The organism is Massilia hydrophila, assembly GCF_020208145.1.
Lineage (GTDB): Bacteria > Pseudomonadota > Gammaproteobacteria > Burkholderiales > Burkholderiaceae_D > Telluria > Telluria hydrophila.
The window spans coordinates 196,975-212,591 of the sequence record NZ_JAHYBX010000006.1 but is presented as its reverse complement, the minus strand read 5'-3'; the positions used below and the strand labels follow the sequence as shown (position 1 = coordinate 212,591).

The 15,617-nt window shown below is 70.0% G+C and carries 13 protein-coding genes; 6 read left to right on the top strand and 7 right to left on the bottom strand.

The window, feature by feature from the left end; genetic code table 11:
* Window positions 1–3 precede the first annotated feature (3 nt).
* Both LE190_RS15690 and LE190_RS15685 read right to left on the bottom strand, forming a co-directional pair.
* The gene (locus LE190_RS15690; protein ID WP_225239572.1) at window positions 4–768 is read right to left on the bottom strand and encodes a GntR family transcriptional regulator; all 765 of its coding nucleotides are present in this window, start codon (window positions 766–768) and stop codon (window positions 4–6) included.
* A 22-nt stretch (window positions 769–790) separates the two neighbouring features.
* Window positions 791–2,050 (bottom strand): acetyl-CoA hydrolase/transferase family protein, encoded by a 1,260-nt coding sequence (locus tag LE190_RS15685; protein WP_225239571.1) that lies wholly within the window; start codon window positions 2,048–2,050, stop codon window positions 791–793.
* A 76-nt stretch (window positions 2,051–2,126) separates the two neighbouring features.
* Between LE190_RS15685 and LE190_RS15680 the strand changes: the two genes are divergently transcribed.
* The 4 genes from LE190_RS15680 to LE190_RS15665 are packed head-to-tail and all read left to right on the top strand — an operon-like array spanning window position 2,127 to window position 7,666.
* On the top strand, window positions 2,127–3,488 hold the full coding sequence (locus LE190_RS15680) for an MmgE/PrpD family protein (RefSeq protein ID WP_225239570.1): 1,362 nt from the start codon (window positions 2,127–2,129) through the stop codon (window positions 3,486–3,488).
* Between the two features lie 7 nt (window positions 3,489–3,495).
* Window positions 3,496–4,854, top strand: a complete 1,359-nt coding sequence (locus tag LE190_RS15675; protein WP_225239569.1) for an MmgE/PrpD family protein — start codon at window positions 3,496–3,498, stop codon at window positions 4,852–4,854.
* Window positions 4,855–4,874: 20 nt separating this feature from the next.
* Window positions 4,875–6,269, top strand: a complete 1,395-nt coding sequence (locus LE190_RS15670; protein ID WP_225239568.1) for a phenylacetate--CoA ligase family protein — start codon at window positions 4,875–4,877, stop codon at window positions 6,267–6,269.
* Window positions 6,266–7,666 carry an amidase gene (locus LE190_RS15665; RefSeq protein ID WP_225239567.1) on the top strand — a complete coding sequence of 467 codons (1,401 nt, stop codon included), beginning with the start codon at window positions 6,266–6,268 and terminating at the stop codon, window positions 7,664–7,666. Before LE190_RS15670 ends, LE190_RS15665 begins: the two co-directional genes overlap by 4 nt.
* Here the strand turns inward: LE190_RS15665 and LE190_RS15660 are convergent.
* On the bottom strand, window positions 7,651–8,610 hold the full coding sequence (locus LE190_RS15660) for a VOC family protein (RefSeq protein ID WP_225239566.1): 960 nt from the start codon (window positions 8,608–8,610) through the stop codon (window positions 7,651–7,653). The genes LE190_RS15665 and LE190_RS15660 overlap by 16 nt on opposite strands.
* Window positions 8,611–8,766: 156 nt before the next feature.
* Between LE190_RS15660 and LE190_RS15655 the strand changes: the two genes are divergently transcribed.
* Both LE190_RS15655 and LE190_RS15650 read left to right on the top strand, forming a co-directional pair.
* Complete coding sequence (locus tag LE190_RS15655) at window positions 8,767–10,335, top strand: FAD-binding oxidoreductase (RefSeq protein WP_225239565.1); 1,569 nt, start codon at window positions 8,767–8,769, stop codon at window positions 10,333–10,335.
* A 68-nt stretch (window positions 10,336–10,403) separates the two neighbouring features.
* A complete protein-coding gene (locus tag LE190_RS15650; protein WP_225239564.1) occupies window positions 10,404–11,270 on the top strand; it encodes a DUF1838 family protein in 867 nt (288 codons plus the stop codon).
* Window positions 11,271–11,337: 67 nt separating this feature from the next.
* Here LE190_RS15650 and LE190_RS15645 read toward each other — a convergent pair whose 3' ends face one another.
* The 4 genes from LE190_RS15645 to LE190_RS15630 are packed head-to-tail and all read right to left on the bottom strand — an operon-like array spanning window position 11,338 to window position 15,614.
* Window positions 11,338–12,765 carry an aldehyde dehydrogenase family protein gene (locus tag LE190_RS15645; RefSeq protein ID WP_225239563.1) on the bottom strand — a complete coding sequence of 476 codons (1,428 nt, stop codon included), beginning with the start codon at window positions 12,763–12,765 and terminating at the stop codon, window positions 11,338–11,340.
* The gene (locus tag LE190_RS15640) at window positions 12,758–13,825 is read right to left on the bottom strand and encodes a nitrilase-related carbon-nitrogen hydrolase (protein ID WP_225239562.1); all 1,068 of its coding nucleotides are present in this window, start codon (window positions 13,823–13,825) and stop codon (window positions 12,758–12,760) included. The genes LE190_RS15645 and LE190_RS15640 overlap by 8 nt, the downstream gene beginning before the upstream one ends.
* Window positions 13,826–13,880: 55 nt before the next feature.
* Window positions 13,881–14,081, bottom strand: coding sequence for a hypothetical protein (locus LE190_RS15635; protein ID WP_225239561.1), 201 nt, complete (start codon window positions 14,079–14,081; stop codon window positions 13,881–13,883).
* Window positions 14,082–14,099: 18 nt separating this feature from the next.
* The gene (locus LE190_RS15630; RefSeq protein ID WP_225239560.1) at window positions 14,100–15,614 is read right to left on the bottom strand and encodes an FAD-dependent oxidoreductase; all 1,515 of its coding nucleotides are present in this window, start codon (window positions 15,612–15,614) and stop codon (window positions 14,100–14,102) included.
* Window positions 15,615–15,617 lie beyond the last annotated feature (3 nt).

Here is a 15,617-nt window from a genome sequence, read left to right as displayed (position 1 = left end):
GACTCAGGCGCGCTGCAGCACCGTCGAGTAGCTGAACAGGTGGCCCGGGTGCCAGCTGGCGGCATACAGGACGACCTTGCCGCGCCGGTCGACGTAGACCCGGTCGGTGCGGAACACCGGCGCGCCTTCCGCGCAGCCGAGCGCCTGCGCCGTCTCGCGGTCGGCTCCGGTGGCCGAGAAGGCCTGCTCGATATGGTCGACATTCTTCAGGTCGAGCATTTTCAGCATCGTCAGCACGCTGCGCTCGGGGTCGAGCAGCGCCTTGCGCACCGCCGCGCTGCCGGTGACGAAGTAGATGCGGGTAAAGGAAAACACCCGTTCGTCGTTGCGCTGGTGGCGCACCCCGCTCAGCAGGATGGCCTTGGCGCCGGGATTGCTTTTGAGGAAGCGCGCCGGCTCTTCGTCGAGCAATACTTCCTTCGATTCCAGCGCGCGCAGGCGGCTGGCATTGCCGTACTGGAGCAGGTCGTCGATGTTCTGGACATTGTGGTTGTAGTGGACCGGCGGCGTGTTCGACACCACTACCGAGCCCGAGCCCTGGCGCCGCTCGATCAGGCCGGCGGCTTCGACCACGTCGAGCGCCTCGCGCGCGGTATAGCGGCTGATGCCATAGTGCTCGCACAGGATCTTCTCGGTAGGCAGGAAGGAATCGACCGGATAAGTCCCCGCCGTGATGGCGTCGATCAGCTCCTGCGCGACCTGGCGGTAGCGGTGGCGCGGCTGCGCCGTGGTAGCGCCTGCGTTTTTCTTGCTTGCCGTTGCCTTCATGGTGGTCTTGTCGATGGATAGGTTAAAGTTGTTTTTGCAGGAGATGCCACTGCGCCGCCAGGCCGTCGCGGAACTGCGGGGCCGCGATGCCGATCAGCGCCTGGGCGCGGGCGGCCACGCCGAGGTAGCGCAGGTCGGCGCAGCCGTATTCGGTCACGACGCAGTCGACGTCGGTGCGGCCGACGCTGACCAGGCCCCCGAACGAAACGACGATACGCGACAGTGTGCCACCGCGCGCTGTTGCAGGCAAGGCAAGTATTGACATCCCGCCCTCGGACAGGCGCGCACCGCGTACAAAGTCGAGCATGCCGCCCACGCCGCTCACCTGGCGACCGTCGAGCGTTTCGCCATTGACCTGGCCGAGCAGGTCCACGTTCAGCGCGGAATTGATGCTGACCAGGCGCGGCAGCGCCGCCAGCGTGGCGTTGGCATGGGTATAAGCGACCGGGGCAAAGCGCGCCAGTCCGGGCTCGGCCAGGCGCCGGTAGAGCGCATCGGAGCCGAGCGCGACGCCGGTGACGACCGGCGGCGCCGTGCGGTCGGGGGCGGCCAGCGCGCCGCTTTCGGCCAGCCCCAGCAGGGCACTGGACACCATGCCCGAATGGATCCGCAGCTGGCGCCGTCCGGTCAGCTGGCGCAGCAGCGCCGCCTGCAGCCGGCCCAGGCCGAACTGCAGGGTGGCGCCATCGCCGATGCGTTCCGCGACCACGCGCGCCAGCGCTTCCATGGCCGGGTCGGGCGCCTCGTCCTCGACGCTCAGGAGCGGCAGGTCCGCTTCCACCGCGTAGTCGATGTCGTCCCAGTCGATCGAGGGTCCCACGGTGCGCGGCATGCGCGGGTTGACGTGGGCCAGGATGCGCGCGCCGCTGGCCAGCGCGGCCGGGGTGAAGTCGGCCGCCACGCCCAGGCTGCAGCGCCCGTCGGCGTCGGGCGGCGCGACCTGGACCAGCGCCAGGTCGAAACGCCCGCGGCGCGCCAGGTAGGGCGGAATCGCGTGGTAGTGCAGGGGCAGGTAGTCGACCCTGCCGGCGCGGTAGCCGGGATGCAGCAGGGGCGACATGAAGAAGGCGGTGGCGCGGCTGCCGCCGGCCACGGCGCTGAAGTCGACACCGTTGACACCGGGGATCCAGACCCCGCAGTATTCAGCCCCGGCACAGGAGGGCGGCGCGGCGCGCAGCCATGCCTCGAACAGCAGCGAATGGCCGGCGCAGCCGGGGGCGTAGACCCGGGCTTGCGGCGTGAGCAGCTGGTGCAGCCGCGCTTCGGTAAGCGGTTTGGGCATGAAGGAACTGGTTGCGAAATGGCGGACGAGCCGATAATATGTCCGGACAATTTCTATTATCCCAGAATACGGCGCCGTGAGCAAAACTTCGATCGCACCCTCCGCACCTTCCCTCACCGCGCAACTGGCGGCGCTGCTGGCACGGCCGGTCGGCGGCGCCGCCCGTGCCCGGGCGCGCCTGCACCTGGCCGACTGGCTCGGCTGCGCGGTGCTGGGCGCGGCCAGCCCGGCCGGTGCGGCGATGGCGGCGGCACTGGCCGGCGCCAGTCCGGGGCCCTGCCGCGCCCTCGGCCGCGGCGACTTCACACTCGACGCGGCGCTGCGCTTCAATGCCGCCCTCGGCAACGTGCTGGAAATGGACGACGTGCACCGCAGCTCGATCCTGCATCCGGGACCGGTAGTGGTGCCGACCGCGCTGGCGTTGGCGCAGCAGCGCGGGGCGCGCCTGGGCGAACTGCTCGATGCAATCGTGCGCGGCTACGAGGCGACGATCCGGATCGGGCGCGCGGTCGGCCTCAGCCACTACCGCTACTGGCACAACACCGCCAGCTGCGGCGGCTTCGGCGCGGCCGCCGCGGCCGGCTCGCTCTACAGCCTCGACCGGGCGCGCATGACCGACGCGCTCGGCAATGCCGGCAGCCGCAGCGGCGGACTGTGGCAGATGCGGCACGAGGATGTCATGACCAAGCAGTGGCACACCGCCGACGCCGCCGCCAGCGGCGCGGCCGCGGCGCTGCTCGCCTCCTGCGGCGTGACCGGGCCCGCGTTCATCCTCGAGGGCCCGCAAGGCCTGTTCGCCGCCATGTCGGACGATGCCGACCCGGCCCTGGTGACCCGCCCCGAAGTGGACTGGCTGATATTCGACACCAGCTTCAAGCCCTGGCCTGCCTGCCGCCACGCGCATCCCGCGATCGATGCGCTGCTGGGCCTGATGGCGCAAGAGGAAATCGCCGGCCCGGCGGTGGTCCGGGTGACGGTCGATACCTATGAGGACGCGCTGCGCTTTTGCGACCGGCCTGCGCCCGCCACCCCGGCCCAGGCCCGCTTCAGCATCCAGCACGCGCTGGCGGCGGTGCTGCGCCATGGCGCGCCGCGGCTCGAACATTACGCCGAAGCGGCGCTGGACGACCCGGCGCTGGCAGCCCGGCGCGCGACAATCGGCCTGCGCGCCGATCCCGCGATCTCGGCATGCTTCCCGCAGGCCTATGGCGCCCGCGTCGAACTGCTGCTGGACGACGGGCGCACCTTGCGGCACGAGGTGCGCGACACGCTCGGCGATCCGGCCCGCCCGCTGGCGCCGGCCCAGGTGCACGACAAGGCCACCACCCTGATGGCGGCCGCCGGCATCGCGAGCGCGGGCGCGCAGCGCCTGCTCGACATCGTCTTCACCCTGCCCGACGATGCCGATCCGGCGCCGTTCTGGGCGGCACTGCCATGAGGTTCACTTGACTGCCATCGATTCCCTGCTCGACCACGTGCTCGAAACCGGCTACGGCGACCTGCCCCCGGCCGCCGTGCAGGCAGCCCTTACCTTCATCTATGACAGCGTCGGGGTTGGCTTGTCCGGCGCGCGTCATCCGCGCAGCGCCCAAGTGCTGGCCGCCGCGCGCGCCTGGGGCAGCGGAAACGATGCGCAGGTCTGGGCCAGCGGCGAGCGCCTGCCGGCGCAGGCCGCGGCGCTGGTCAATGCCTATCAGGTCCACAACCAGGAATTCGACTGCGTGCACGAGGACGCGGTGGTGCATCCGATGGCCGTGATCCTGCCTTCGCTGCTGGCCTGGGCCGAGCGCCAGGGCGCAGTAAGCGGACGCGAGCTGATCCTGGCGGTGACGCTGGCGGTCGATGTCGCCGCCTTCGTCGGGATGGCGCAGGGCGCCCCGATGCGATTCTTCCGCCCGGCCATGTGCGGCGCGCTCGGCGCCACCGCCGGCCTGGCGCGGCTGGCCGGCGCCAGCCGCGCGGTGCTGCACAATGCGCTCGGCATCGCCTACAGCCAGCTGTCGGGCACGATGCAGGCGCACGTCGAAGGCTCGCCGATGCTGGCGCTGCAGGTCGGGATGAATGCGCGCGCCGCCGTCAGCGCGCTCGACCTGGCGCTGCAGGGCTTCGAGGGACCGAAGGATATCCTCGAAGGCCCCTTCGGTTATTTCGCCCTGTTCGACGGCCAGGCCGACTGGGCGCGCGCGAGCGCCGAACTGGGCCGCACCTTCCAGATCACCCGCGTCAGCCACAAGCCGTTTCCCACCGGGCGCGCCGCGCATGGGGCGCTCGACGCCCTCGCCACCCTGCAGGACCAGGGCGCCTTTTCGCCGTCCGAGGTAACACGCGTGCTGCTGCGCGCGCCGCCGCTGGTCGCGCGCCTGGTCGGACGGCCGCCGCTGCCGTCCATGGACGCCAACTACGCGCGCCTGTGCCTGCCCTACCTGGCCGCCGTCGCGCTGCTCGACGGCGGCGTCGGGCTGGATGCGGTCGACCCGGCCCGGATCGGCGCCGCCGACTGGCAGGCGCTGGCGGCGCGGGTCGCGGTCGAACCGTGGGCGCTGGACCAGCCGAACGCGCTGGCGCCGCAGCGCCTCGAGCTGGCGCTCGCCGACGGGCGCATGCTGGCGCTCGACCTGCCGCAGGTGCTCGGCCACCCCGAGCGCCCGCTGCCGCGCGCGGCGCAGCACGCCAAGTTCGCGGCTTGCTGCCGTTCGGCCGGCTTCGACGCCGCCGCCAGCGCCGGCCTCGAAGCCGCCCTGTCCGGCCTGGAAGGACTGGCCGACGTGCGCAGCCTTGCCGCGCTGCTGGCCGCGCCCCACTGAACACCACCACTGGAGAAGCAATGCATACCACGTACTACGAGTCTTTCGACATCAAGCAGGTGCTGCGCGACTTCCCGCTCGGCGGGCAGTTCATGGAGCGCTACGCCGGTATCGGCCGCGAAGCCCTGCGCGCCGAGCAGAACGCGCGCTTCATGCGCTGCGTGGCGCGCGCCTGGCAGATCCCGTTCTACCAGCGTGTGTGGGGCGCGGCCGGGGTCGAGCCGGGCGACATCCGCAGCCTCGACGACATCGCCAGGCTGCCGATCATCTCGAAGACCGACATCATGGAGAGCGTGCGCCTGCATCCGCCCTTCGGCGACTTCCACGGGCGCGATGTCCCGCTCGACGGCGCCGTGCCGCCGATGATCATGCATACTACCTCGGGTACCACCGGCCGCCCGCAGCCGCTGTTCTTCAGCCCGAAGAGCCGCGAGATCCAGAGCCTGCTGCTGGCGCGCATCTACCGGATGCAGGGCATGCGCCACGACGACGTGGTGCACTCGGTGTACGGGCACGGCATGATCAACGGCGGCCACTACGTGCGCGAGGCGGTCTTGCACTACACCCACGCCACCCTGATCACGCCCGGCACCGGGGTCGAGACGCCGTCGGTGCGCCAGGTCGAGCTGATGCGCGACTTCGGGGTCAGCGCGGTGGTCGGCTTCGCCGACTACATCAAGCGCCTGGCCGACGTCGCCGTGGCCCAGGGACTCGAGCCCGGCAAGGACATCCGCCTGCGCATGATTTCCGGCCACCTCGGGCGCGAGTCGCGCGAGGGGCTGGCCCAGGCCTGGGGCGGCGCGGTCGAGATGTTCGACTGGTACGGGGTCGGCGACACCGGCGCCATCGCCGGCGAGGGGCCGGACCACGACGGCCTGTACCTGATGGAGGACGCCCAGTACGTCGAGGTGACCGACGTCGACAGCGGCGCCCCGGTAGCCGACGGCGGCAGCGGCGACATGGTCGTCACCTGCCTGTACAAGGACGACATCTATCCGATCATCCGCTTCAACACCCACGACGTGACGCGGGTGCTGACCACGCCTTCGGCGATGGGCCTGGCGTTCCGCCGCATCGCCGGCTTCCTCGGCCGCAGCGACAACATGATCAAGCTTCGTGGCATCAACATCTTCCCGCAGGCGCTCGGGCCGCTGCTGGAGGAGCGTCCCGGCTTCGGCGGCGAATTCATCTGTACCGCCTCGCGCGACGCCACCGGGCGCGACGAACTGCTGGTGTCGGTCGAGACCACCGGTGCGCGCAGCGCCGAGGAAACCGCCGCCTACGAGAGCCTGCTGCGCCAGCGCCTGGGCGTCGAGATCCGGGTCGAACTGGTGGCGCCGCGCACGCTGGCCGCGCTGACCGGCACCGAGACGCGCCAGAAGCCGGTGCGGCTGATCGACAGGCGCTTCGCATGAACGGGCCAGCGCAGGCCGCGGCGGCGGTGTGGGACGACCTGGTCGAGCAGGGCGCGGCGCTGGCAGCTGGACACATCACCAGCGTGGAGCTGACCCGCGCCACGCTGGCGCGCATCGAGCAGCTGAACCCGGTGCTGAACTGCTACTTGCACGTCGATGCGGCCGGGGCGCTGGAAGCGGCCGCCGCCGCCGACGCACGGCGTCTTGCCGGCCGTCCACTGGGGCCGCTGGACGGCCTGGCGCTGGCGGTGAAGGACAACATCGATGTCGCCGGCATGCCCACCACGGCTGGCATGGCGACCCGGCGCGGCCGCATTGCCGTCGCCGACGCTTTCACGGTGGCCGGGCTGCGCGCGGCCGGCGCCGTCATCCTGGGCAAGCTCAACATGCATGAAGGCGCCCTCGGCGCCACCAACCGCAACCCCCATTATGGCGACTGCCACAACCCGCACCGCCTGGGCTACACCCCGGGTGGCTCGAGCGGCGGCTCGGCCTGCGCGGTGGCGGCGGGCATGGCGGCGGCGGCGCTCGGCAGCGATACCATGGGCTCGGTGCGCATCCCGGCCTCTTACTGCGGGGTGTCCGGACACAAGCCGAGCCGCGGGCTGGTCAGCACCGGCGGCAGCGTCGCCTGCAGCTACCGGCTCGACACCATCGGCCCGCTCGCGCGTTCGGCACGCGACCTGGCGCTGCTGATGGACGTACTGGCGCAGTTCGATCCGGCCTGCCCCGAAGCGCGGGCGTCCTGGCCGGCGGCCGGCCCTGCGCCGCAGACGCTGCTGGCGCCGTCCGACCTGGCCGCGCTCGGCGTCGATGCGGCGCTGGCCGCCTGCTTCGAGCGGCAGCTGGAGGTGTTCGCCGGACTCGGCCTGCGCATCCTGCGCGCGCCCTTCGCCGACTACGACTTCGGCGCCGCGCGCCGCGCCGGGCTGCTGTCCTGCGAGGGCGACATGCTGCTCGAACACGCGGAGGATCGCGCAGCCCAGCCGGATGCGTTTTCGCCCGAGCTGCGCGCCATGCTCGATTTTGCCGCCGGCAAGGACCTGGCAAGCCTGACGCGCGCCAACCGCACGATCGACCGCGCTGCGCTGCGCAGCCATGCCTGGTTCGACATGGCCGACATGGTGGCGCTGCCGACCACGCCGCAAACGGCGTTTCCGTTCACGGCACCGGTGCCGGCCAACCAGGCCGACCTGACCAGCATCGCCAACATGGCCGGATTGCCGGCGCTGAGCGTGCCGATGCCGGTGGCGCAGGGCGTACTGCCGGCCGGGCTGCAGCTGGTCGGGCCGCATGGCGCCGACCGCACGGTGCTGGCGCTCGGCCAGCGCTACCAGCAGGCCTGCGGCCACGTGTTCGCGCGCCCGGCGCCGGAGGCGCTTCAGGCCGGCTCGTAGAACTCCAGCCAGGCGCCGTCGGGCGCGCGCAGTCCCAGCATGCGCACCTTCCCGTACGGCGCCATCGTCATGGGCAGCGGTCCGAACTCGGGCGCCACGCCGCAGGCGTCCAGGTGCTGCGCGAAGGCGTCCATGCCGCGCACCGGCAGGCGCAGCGCGGCCAGGCCGGTATTCGGCGGGCGTGCCTCGTGCGCCGTGTCGCGGCCCTGCGCGCCGGTCAGTGCCACTAGCTCGATCGATCCCTCCATCGTCCCCTCGGGGTGCACGATCCCGATCTGCAGCCCGACCTGTCCGGCCAGCGAGGACGGCAGGCCGAACAGGTTGGGGCCCGGCCCCAGCGTCGGCACCGCATAGCTGTAGGCATTGCGGAAACCCAGCACGTCGCAGTAGAAGACGAGCGCGCCCTCCATGTCGCGCACCACCTGGCTCGAGTTGAACACCTGGCTCATCGATTTCATGTGGTCGAAACCGCGCAGCGGCGGAGCGACCCGCTCGATCACCGCCAGGCGCACGTTGTCGGGTCCCTTGGCCAGCCACTCGCGTACGTTGACGGCCCCGAAGTCCCACTGGTGGGGCGGGGCGGCGCCATGCCAGCCGCGCAGGCGCAGCGCCGCCGCCGCCGCCTCAACCTCGGGCACGCGTACGTTCAGGTCGAACAGGCCGCCGCTGTCCCAGCACTGGTCGTCGGCACGGATCTGCGGGCGCGCCGCGCCGTGCGCCAGGCGCACCATGCGCACGTGGCCGTTGGTGCAGTCGGGATGGCCGAGCAGCCATTCCTCGCCGGCTTCGCCCGGGCAGCCCCAGGCCGCGGCCAGCGCGGGATCGCATGCCCCCTCGTGGCGCAGGCGCCAGCCGCCGACATCGATCCATGCGGCGAAATGCGGCGCCGGGTCGGTGACCACCACCACCGCTTCGCTGAACCCTCCGATCCTGAATTTTTCCATGCCGGTTCCCATGTGATAATTTGTCCGGACATGTTATGGATGCCACGGACCGCTGTCAATCCTTGCATGCTGCGATTTTGGTTGCGGTCCCGGCCCGGGCGCTGCTATGATGGATAAAAGTTGTACGGACAAATAAACCGACCACAGAGGAGCCGCATGATCGACGAAGCATTTGCCGCAGAACTGACGCGGGTACTGGGACCGGACGGAGTACAACTCCAGCCGGAGCAGCGCAGCCGCTACGACCACGACATTTTCGAGCAGGGCGCGCAGGTTCCCGACGCGGTGCTGGCCCCGACCAGCGTCGAGCAGCTGGCGCAGGCCGTGCGCCTGGCCACGGCGGCCGGGCTGGCGGTGGTGCCGCGCGGCGGCGGCATGTCGTACACCGGCGGCTACCTGTCGGCCCGTCCCGGTTTTGTCACGATCGACCTGCGGCGAATGAACCGGGTGCGCGCGATCAATCTCGAGGACATGTACATCACGGTCGAGGCTGGCTGCACCTGGAACGACGTTTACCGTGCACTGGAAGGCAGCGGCTGCCGTACCCCGTACTGGGGCCCGTTGTCGGGGCTGCTGGCGACAGTGGGCGGCGCGCTGTCGCAGAACTCGATCTTCTTCGGCGCCGGCCAGCACGGATCGGCCGCCGAGAGCGTGCTCGGGATGGAGGTGGTGCTGGCCAGCGGCGAGGTGCTGGCCACCGGCGCCGGCAACCGCGTCGGCGGCACGCCCTTCTCGCGCTGGGGCGGTCCGGACCTGACCGGCCTGTTCGTCGGCGACTGCGGCGCGCTCGGCGTCAAGGCGGTGGCGACGCTGCGCCTGGTTCCCTGCGCGCGTGAGCTGGCGCATGCCTCGTTCGGCTTCGAGACCATCGAACACATGACGCGCGCCCAGGTCGAGCTGACGCGGCGCGGCTTGCCCTCCGAATGCTTTGGCGTGGACGATTACAAGATCCGCAATTCTTCGCAGATGGGCAACAAGCTGATCTCCGGCGCTAAGACCCTGATCGACGTGGCCGCGGCCGGAAAATCGCTGCTGAGCGGGGTGCGCAGCGCCGCCAAGGTGGCCTTGAGCGCCCGCTCGCTGGCCGACTACCCGTATTCGATCCACCTGACGGCCGAAGGGGCGAGCCAGGCGGAGGTCGAGGCCCGCATGGCGGAAATCGAGAAGGTGGCGGCCGAATGCGGCGGCAGCGTGACCGAGGGTGCGATCCCGAAGGTGCTGCGCGCGCGCCCGTTCGTGCCGCTGCGCTCGGTGCTCGGCTTCGATGGCCAGCGCTGGGTGCCCGTGCATGCGGTGCTGCCGCTGTCGCGGGCCGTCGAGGCGGTGGAGGCGACCGAGCGCTTCTTCGCCGAGCGTCGCGCGCTCATGGAAGAGCACGGGATCGTGTACTCGCCGCTAACGTCGAATTTCTATAATAGTTTCCTTCTAGAACCATGCTTCTACTGGTACGATGAAATCCTGCCGCTGCATGTGGAAGTGCTGGGCGAGGAACTGACCCGGCCATGGCGCACGCGCGCCGCCAACCCGGCTGCGCGCGCGGCGGTGCTGCAGATGCGCGCCGAACTGGCTGCCATCTACGACCGCATGGGTGGCATCCACTTCCAGATCGGGCGCGCCTATGCCTACCTCGACACGCTGCAGCCGCAGGCCGGTGCCGCGGTGCGCCAGCTCAAGGCGGTGTTCGACCCGCGCGGCCTGATGAATCCCGGCAGCCTGGGGCTGTAGCGGGGGAGACTGGCGGTGCCGCAGCGCCGCCGTATTGTGCAACGATGGTAAGCGAGACAAGGAACAGAATGGACAAGAAACCAGGCATCATCGCCTTCTCCCTGCTGGGAATGGCATTGGCCCTGCCGGCGGCCCGGGCCCAGACCGACCTCAAGACGCCGGAAGGCCAGATGGAAGCCTATGCGCGGATGCGGGCTGACCTCAGCGGCAAGGAAGTGTTCGCCGACTGGAACGCCACCATTTTCGCCGTGCTGCCGGGCGAGAAGCCGCGCCCGATCCTGAAGACCTACGGCTACAACGTCAGCCGCATGGAGAAGCAGCCGGACGGCGGCTACCACTGGATCTCGCGCGAAGTCTCGTACTACCGCGACCTCGCCACCGGCAAGCTGCTCGAGACCTGGAACAATCCGATGACCGGCGAGAACGTCGAGGTGGTGCACGTGGCCAACGACCCGGTCAACCACAAGTTCCCGTCGCCGAAGGTGGCGCCGCTGAACCTGCCGTTCCAGCAGCACGGCGAGATGACTTCGGTGCTGATCGACATGCCGCTGTCGTATCCGAACCCGCTGCAGCCGGAAGCCTATCCGAAGCAGTCCACCGGCAAGACCTACCTGGCCTCCGAGCACTTCGGCTACATGCTGCGCACCGCCGACCTGGTCAACCAGAAGCTGGATTCGGCGCCGGTGTACTACAACTGGTTCCGCACCGGTCCCTGGCTGCCCTGGATGAACATGGGCGGCAAGCCGGGCTACCTGATCTACAGCGGCGTCGGCAGCAAGCTGAGCGGATGGGACGCACTGCCGGCCGACGTGCGCGAGTTCACGCTCAAGCACTTCCCGCTGTACCGCCATGCGCCGTCGGAATACGTGACGCCGAACGTGACCAGCTGGACCTATTACCGCAAGCTGCAGGAAGCCAAGGCCGCCAAGAAATAAGCAGGCAAGGCAAAAAAAGGGCCGCGGTGCGCAAGCGCCGCGGCCCTTTTCCTATTTCGCAGCCAATTCAAGCCGGCGCGAACCACCAGGGCGAGGGCGCGCCGTCGCCGATCAGGAGCGCCTGCTGGCGGTAGAAGCGCGCCAGGCTGGCCCGTCCCATGCGCGAGCCGCCCAGTCCCGACAGCTTGAAGGACTGCTTCTCGGCGTCCTGCACCAGGCCGGTGAGGGACGCGTCGTTGATCGACACCGCGCCCACCTCCAGGCGTGCGGCCAGCGCCTCGGCGCGCGCGCGGTCGCGCGCGAACACGCAGGCCGACAGGCCGTAGCGGCTGTCATTGGCCAGCGCGAGCGCCTGTTCCTCGTCGTCGAAGGCCATCACCGGCAGCAGCGGGCCAAAGCTTTCCTCGCGCATCACCAGCATCGATTCGTCCACGCCGTCGAGCACCGTGGGCTGGCACCAGGTGCCGCCGCCATGGCGCTCGAGCGCGCCGCCGGTGAGAGCACGCGCGCCGCCGGCATAGGCGTCGGCCAGCTGGGCTTCCAGCACCGCGACCTGGGCCGGCGCGATCACCGGTCCCAGCTGCCCGGAGCGGATGTCCGGCCAGTTCGGACGCAGCGCCGCCACTTCGCGGCACAGCAGTTCCAGGAAGGGCGCATGGACTTCACGCGCCACATAGCAGCGCTCGATCGACATGCAGCTCTGGCCCGCATTGACCATGCTGGCCCAGGCGATGGCGCGCGCGGCCAGCGCCAGGTCGGCGTCGGCGCAGACGATGGCCGGGTCCTTGCCGCCCAATTCGAGGTGGGCCGGGATGAAGCATTCGGCAGCCAGCACCCCGACCTTGCGCCCGGTGGCGACGCTGCCGGTGAAGCACACGACGTCGACCTCGCGCACCAGCGCCTGGCCGGTCGGCCCGGCGCCGGTGACCAGCTGCAGCACGTCGGCCAGGGCCGGCACACGCGCGATCGCCGCTTCCAGCGCCGGGACGAAACGCGGCGTCACCTCGGACGGCTTGATCAGCACCGCGCTGCCGGCCACCAGCGCTGGAATGGCGTCGATCAGCGACAGCAGCAGCGGGAAGTTCCAGGGGCTGATGACGCCGGTGAGCGGGTAAGGTGTCTGCAGCTGGCGGATCGCGATCTTCGCTACCTGGGTCGAGGCGCGCGCAGGCAGGGGCGCGAGCAGGGCCGGCGCCTCGGCCAGCCAGCGGCGCAGGATACCCGCCACCGCATCGATCTCGATTACCGATTCGGTCCAGCGCCCGGTGTCGCGGCTCAGGCTGTCGAGCAGGGGCGCGCGTGCTTCCTCGAGCGCGGCGGCGAACTGGCGCAGGGCGGCCAGGCGCCCGTCCAGCCCGCGCGCCAGCCAGCCCGGCTGGGCGGCGCGCAGGCGGCGCGCGGCGCGCGCCACCTGCTCCCCGGAATGCACGCGCATCCGGTAATCGATCTCGCCGCTGCGCGGATTGCGTACTTCCAGCGTGGCCTTGTCACTCATGGATGATTCCCCTGTCGAGCAGTGCTTCGATGGCGCTGGCCTGGACCCGGCCGAAATGGCTGCGCTCCGGCAGCGCCAGCGCGCCGTCCGGCCCCAGCATGGTGCCGGGCGGGTAGACCGAACCGGCATAGGTGGCGGCGAACAGTTCCAGGCGCTGGCGCGACAGCATGTTGCCCATGCCGGGCTTGCGCCGGTGGCGGCGCAGCGCCGCGATGTCGATCGTGGCGTTGGCCGCCATCGATTCGCCGGCCGCCGCTTCGGCCAGCACCTCGCCGCGGTAGTCGACCACCTTCGACAGGCCGTCGGTGGAGGCGGATGGAATGTCGACCCCGAGGATGGTGGCGGTATTGGCCGAGACCACGAAGGCCGCGTTCTCGTAGGCACGGGCGCGCTTGGCGATGTCCTTCGGCGTCAGGCGCGGGCTCGCCACTTCGCTCGAGGCGTGCAGGATTACCTCGGCCCCGCGCAGCGCCAGGCTGCGCGCGATCTCGGGATACAGGATCTCTTCCGAGGCGACGCAGGCGAGCCGGCCGAGCGGCGTGTCGGCCACCGGGAACACGGCGTCCAGGCCATACACCGCCAGGTAGCGCTCCCACACGTCGTGCGGGGTGGGCGCATACAGCGACACCAGGCGCCGGTAGCGCAGGATCACCCGGCCGCTGTCGTCCAGGATGAAACTGGTCTGGAAATACAGGCCGGGGAAATGTTCGTCGGTTTCATAGGCGTTGCCGGAAAAGTAGACGCCGGTGGCGCGGCACAGTTCGCCCAGGCGCCGGTATTCCTCGCCGCCGGGCGCGATCGCGGCCTTGTCGGCCCAGGCCGGGATGCTGTCGCCCAGCGGGTAGCCGGTCAGGAAATACTCGGGCGCGACCACCAGTTTCAGGTCGGGACCGATGAAGGCCTTGCTGGCGCGGATCTGGCGCTCGACGCGCTCGATGCCAGCCATCATGCGCTCGCGCGCCTCCGCGCGGCTGGCGCAGGCGTTGACGGCGTGACAGGCAGTTTGCAGGGCCAGCGCCTGGTAGGAACCGGCATCCCGGTCGGTAGTTTCGGTGTGCATAAACGTGGGACTCGACATGGAAAAAGGCCGGCGCTGGCGCCGGCCCTTGCGTGCCTTACTGCTTGGCGCGCGAAAACAGGATGGGCAGGATGCGCGGACTCAGCACCAGCCGGATCAGCTTGCGGATTTCCTGCGGCGTCATGCTGGTTTCGCAGGGCATCATGCCGGCGACTCCCTGCATGACGAGTTCGCCGTCCTTGCGCGCCGCCGTATCGATGCGCACGTTCAGTTTCATGGCTGGGGTGGAGACTCGCATGGGATTCCTTGTCCTTGCTTATTGTGCGTCGGTCCAGGGCGCGAGCGCGACCGCGTTCTTGCCGGCGGCCCGGCCCGAGATCATGGCTTCGGTCAGGTAGGAACCGTTCTGGTACAGGTTCGAGAACATCGAGCCCAGCTCGCCCGCCTCGTACAGGCGCGGGATCGGCTTGCCGCCATGGTCGAGCACTTCGGACTCGATGTTGCGGCGCGCGCCGCCGCCGGTGCAGACGATGGCCGGCACCACCTCGATGGCGTAGAACGGGCCCTGCGCGATCGGCATCATGGTGGCGGCCGTGCGGCCGTATTCCGGATCCACGCCGGCGGCGCAGGCGTCGTTGTATTCGCGCACGGTGGCGGCCAGCTGGGCCGGGTCGCGTCCGATCTTGTGCGCCAGTTCCTCGATGCTGTCGGCGCGCACGATCCAGCCCTTGTCGATCTCGACCATGTTGTCCTCGCTCCACGGGTAGGCTTCGACCACGGCGTTCCAGGTCATCACCTTGGTGATCAGGGTGTTGTGGGCGCGCGTGATGTCGTCGAAGATCATGTGGATGCGGCCGACCCGGTGGTGGGCGGTGTCGACCCATTCGCCGCGAATCTTTTCCTTGTAGTGGGTGAGCTGCAGTTCCGCGGTTTCGTTCACGAAGCGGCGGTTGTCCTCGGCCACGTCGATCCAGCTGAAGGTCTGGAAGAACAGCTGGCGCAGGAATACCGTGTCGTGGCCGGGGAAGGAGAAGCCCGGCCAGATGCCGCCGGACTGGCCGCGGTTACGCAGGTGCCACATGTCGGCGCCGGCCTTCTGCAGGATCTTGAGGCCGTCGCCGGTATTGCCGGGCGTGCCCAGCGGATGGGCGCGCGCCAGGCCGAAGTAGTTGCGGTGCATGTCGAGGTTGTTCTCGAAACCGCCGGTGGCCATCACGACGCCGCGCCGGGCGCGGATGTTGCGGCGCTGGCCGTCCTGCTCGATCACCAGGCCGAACACTTCGAGGGTGTCCGGGTCCTGGATCAGGTCGACCACGCGCGAATCGAAGCGGTAGCGCACGTTGCGCTTGTCGACGTTGGCCTTGAAGGCCAGCCAGACGCCGCTCGGCAGCGGCAGGATGGTGGCGGTGTGGTGCACCGCTTCCTCGGCGCCCAGGTCGGGGAATTCGCGCACCGCGGCGCGGTCGGTGAAGCCGGTGCCGTGCAGGTAGGTGGCGCCGACTTCGGCGGCGCGCGCCTCGATCCATGGCTCGAGCCGCACCATGCGCTCGGCCCATTCGACCAGCATGTCTTCCGGAATCGGGTTGCTGGTGCTCATCGCGCGCTGGTACTCGACCAGGGCCTGCACGTTCTGGGAGATCAGCAGCGACTGGCCGGCGACGCGCGAGTTACCGCCCACATACTTCTCGGGCATTTTTTCGAGGATCAGGATCTCGGCGTCCGGATCGTGCTCGCGCGCCTCGATCGCCGTGCAGGCGGCGGCGAGGCCGAACCCGGCGATCACGACATCGGCTTCTTCATCCCATTGTGTCACGCTGTGCAAACTTGCCATTGC

Bases quoted from the DNA above. Each gene is read 5' to 3' on its own strand.
- LE190_RS15635 (WP_225239561.1), bottom strand. From the start codon at position 14,081: ATGCGAGTCTCCACCCCAGCCATGAAACTGAACGTGCGCATCGATACG.
- LE190_RS15650 (WP_225239564.1), top strand. From the start codon at position 10,404: ATGGACAAGAAACCAGGCATCATCGCCTTCTCCCTGCTGGGAATGGCA.
- LE190_RS15630 (WP_225239560.1), bottom strand. From the start codon at position 15,614: ATGGCAAGTTTGCACAGCGTGACACAATGGGATGAAGAAGCCGATGTC.
- LE190_RS15670 (WP_225239568.1), top strand. From the start codon at position 4,875: ATGCATACCACGTACTACGAGTCTTTCGACATCAAGCAGGTGCTGCGC.
- LE190_RS15690 (WP_225239572.1), bottom strand. From the start codon at position 768: ATGAAGGCAACGGCAAGCAAGAAAAACGCAGGCGCTACCACGGCGCAG.
- LE190_RS15665 (WP_225239567.1), top strand. From the start codon at position 6,266: ATGAACGGGCCAGCGCAGGCCGCGGCGGCGGTGTGGGACGACCTGGTC.
- LE190_RS15640 (WP_225239562.1), bottom strand. From the start codon at position 13,825: ATGCACACCGAAACTACCGACCGGGATGCCGGTTCCTACCAGGCGCTG.
- LE190_RS15660 (WP_225239566.1), bottom strand. From the start codon at position 8,610: ATGGAAAAATTCAGGATCGGAGGGTTCAGCGAAGCGGTGGTGGTGGTC.
- LE190_RS15645 (WP_225239563.1), bottom strand. From the start codon at position 12,765: ATGAGTGACAAGGCCACGCTGGAAGTACGCAATCCGCGCAGCGGCGAG.
- LE190_RS15655 (WP_225239565.1), top strand. From the start codon at position 8,767: ATGATCGACGAAGCATTTGCCGCAGAACTGACGCGGGTACTGGGACCG.
- LE190_RS15685 (WP_225239571.1), bottom strand. From the start codon at position 2,050: ATGCCCAAACCGCTTACCGAAGCGCGGCTGCACCAGCTGCTCACGCCG.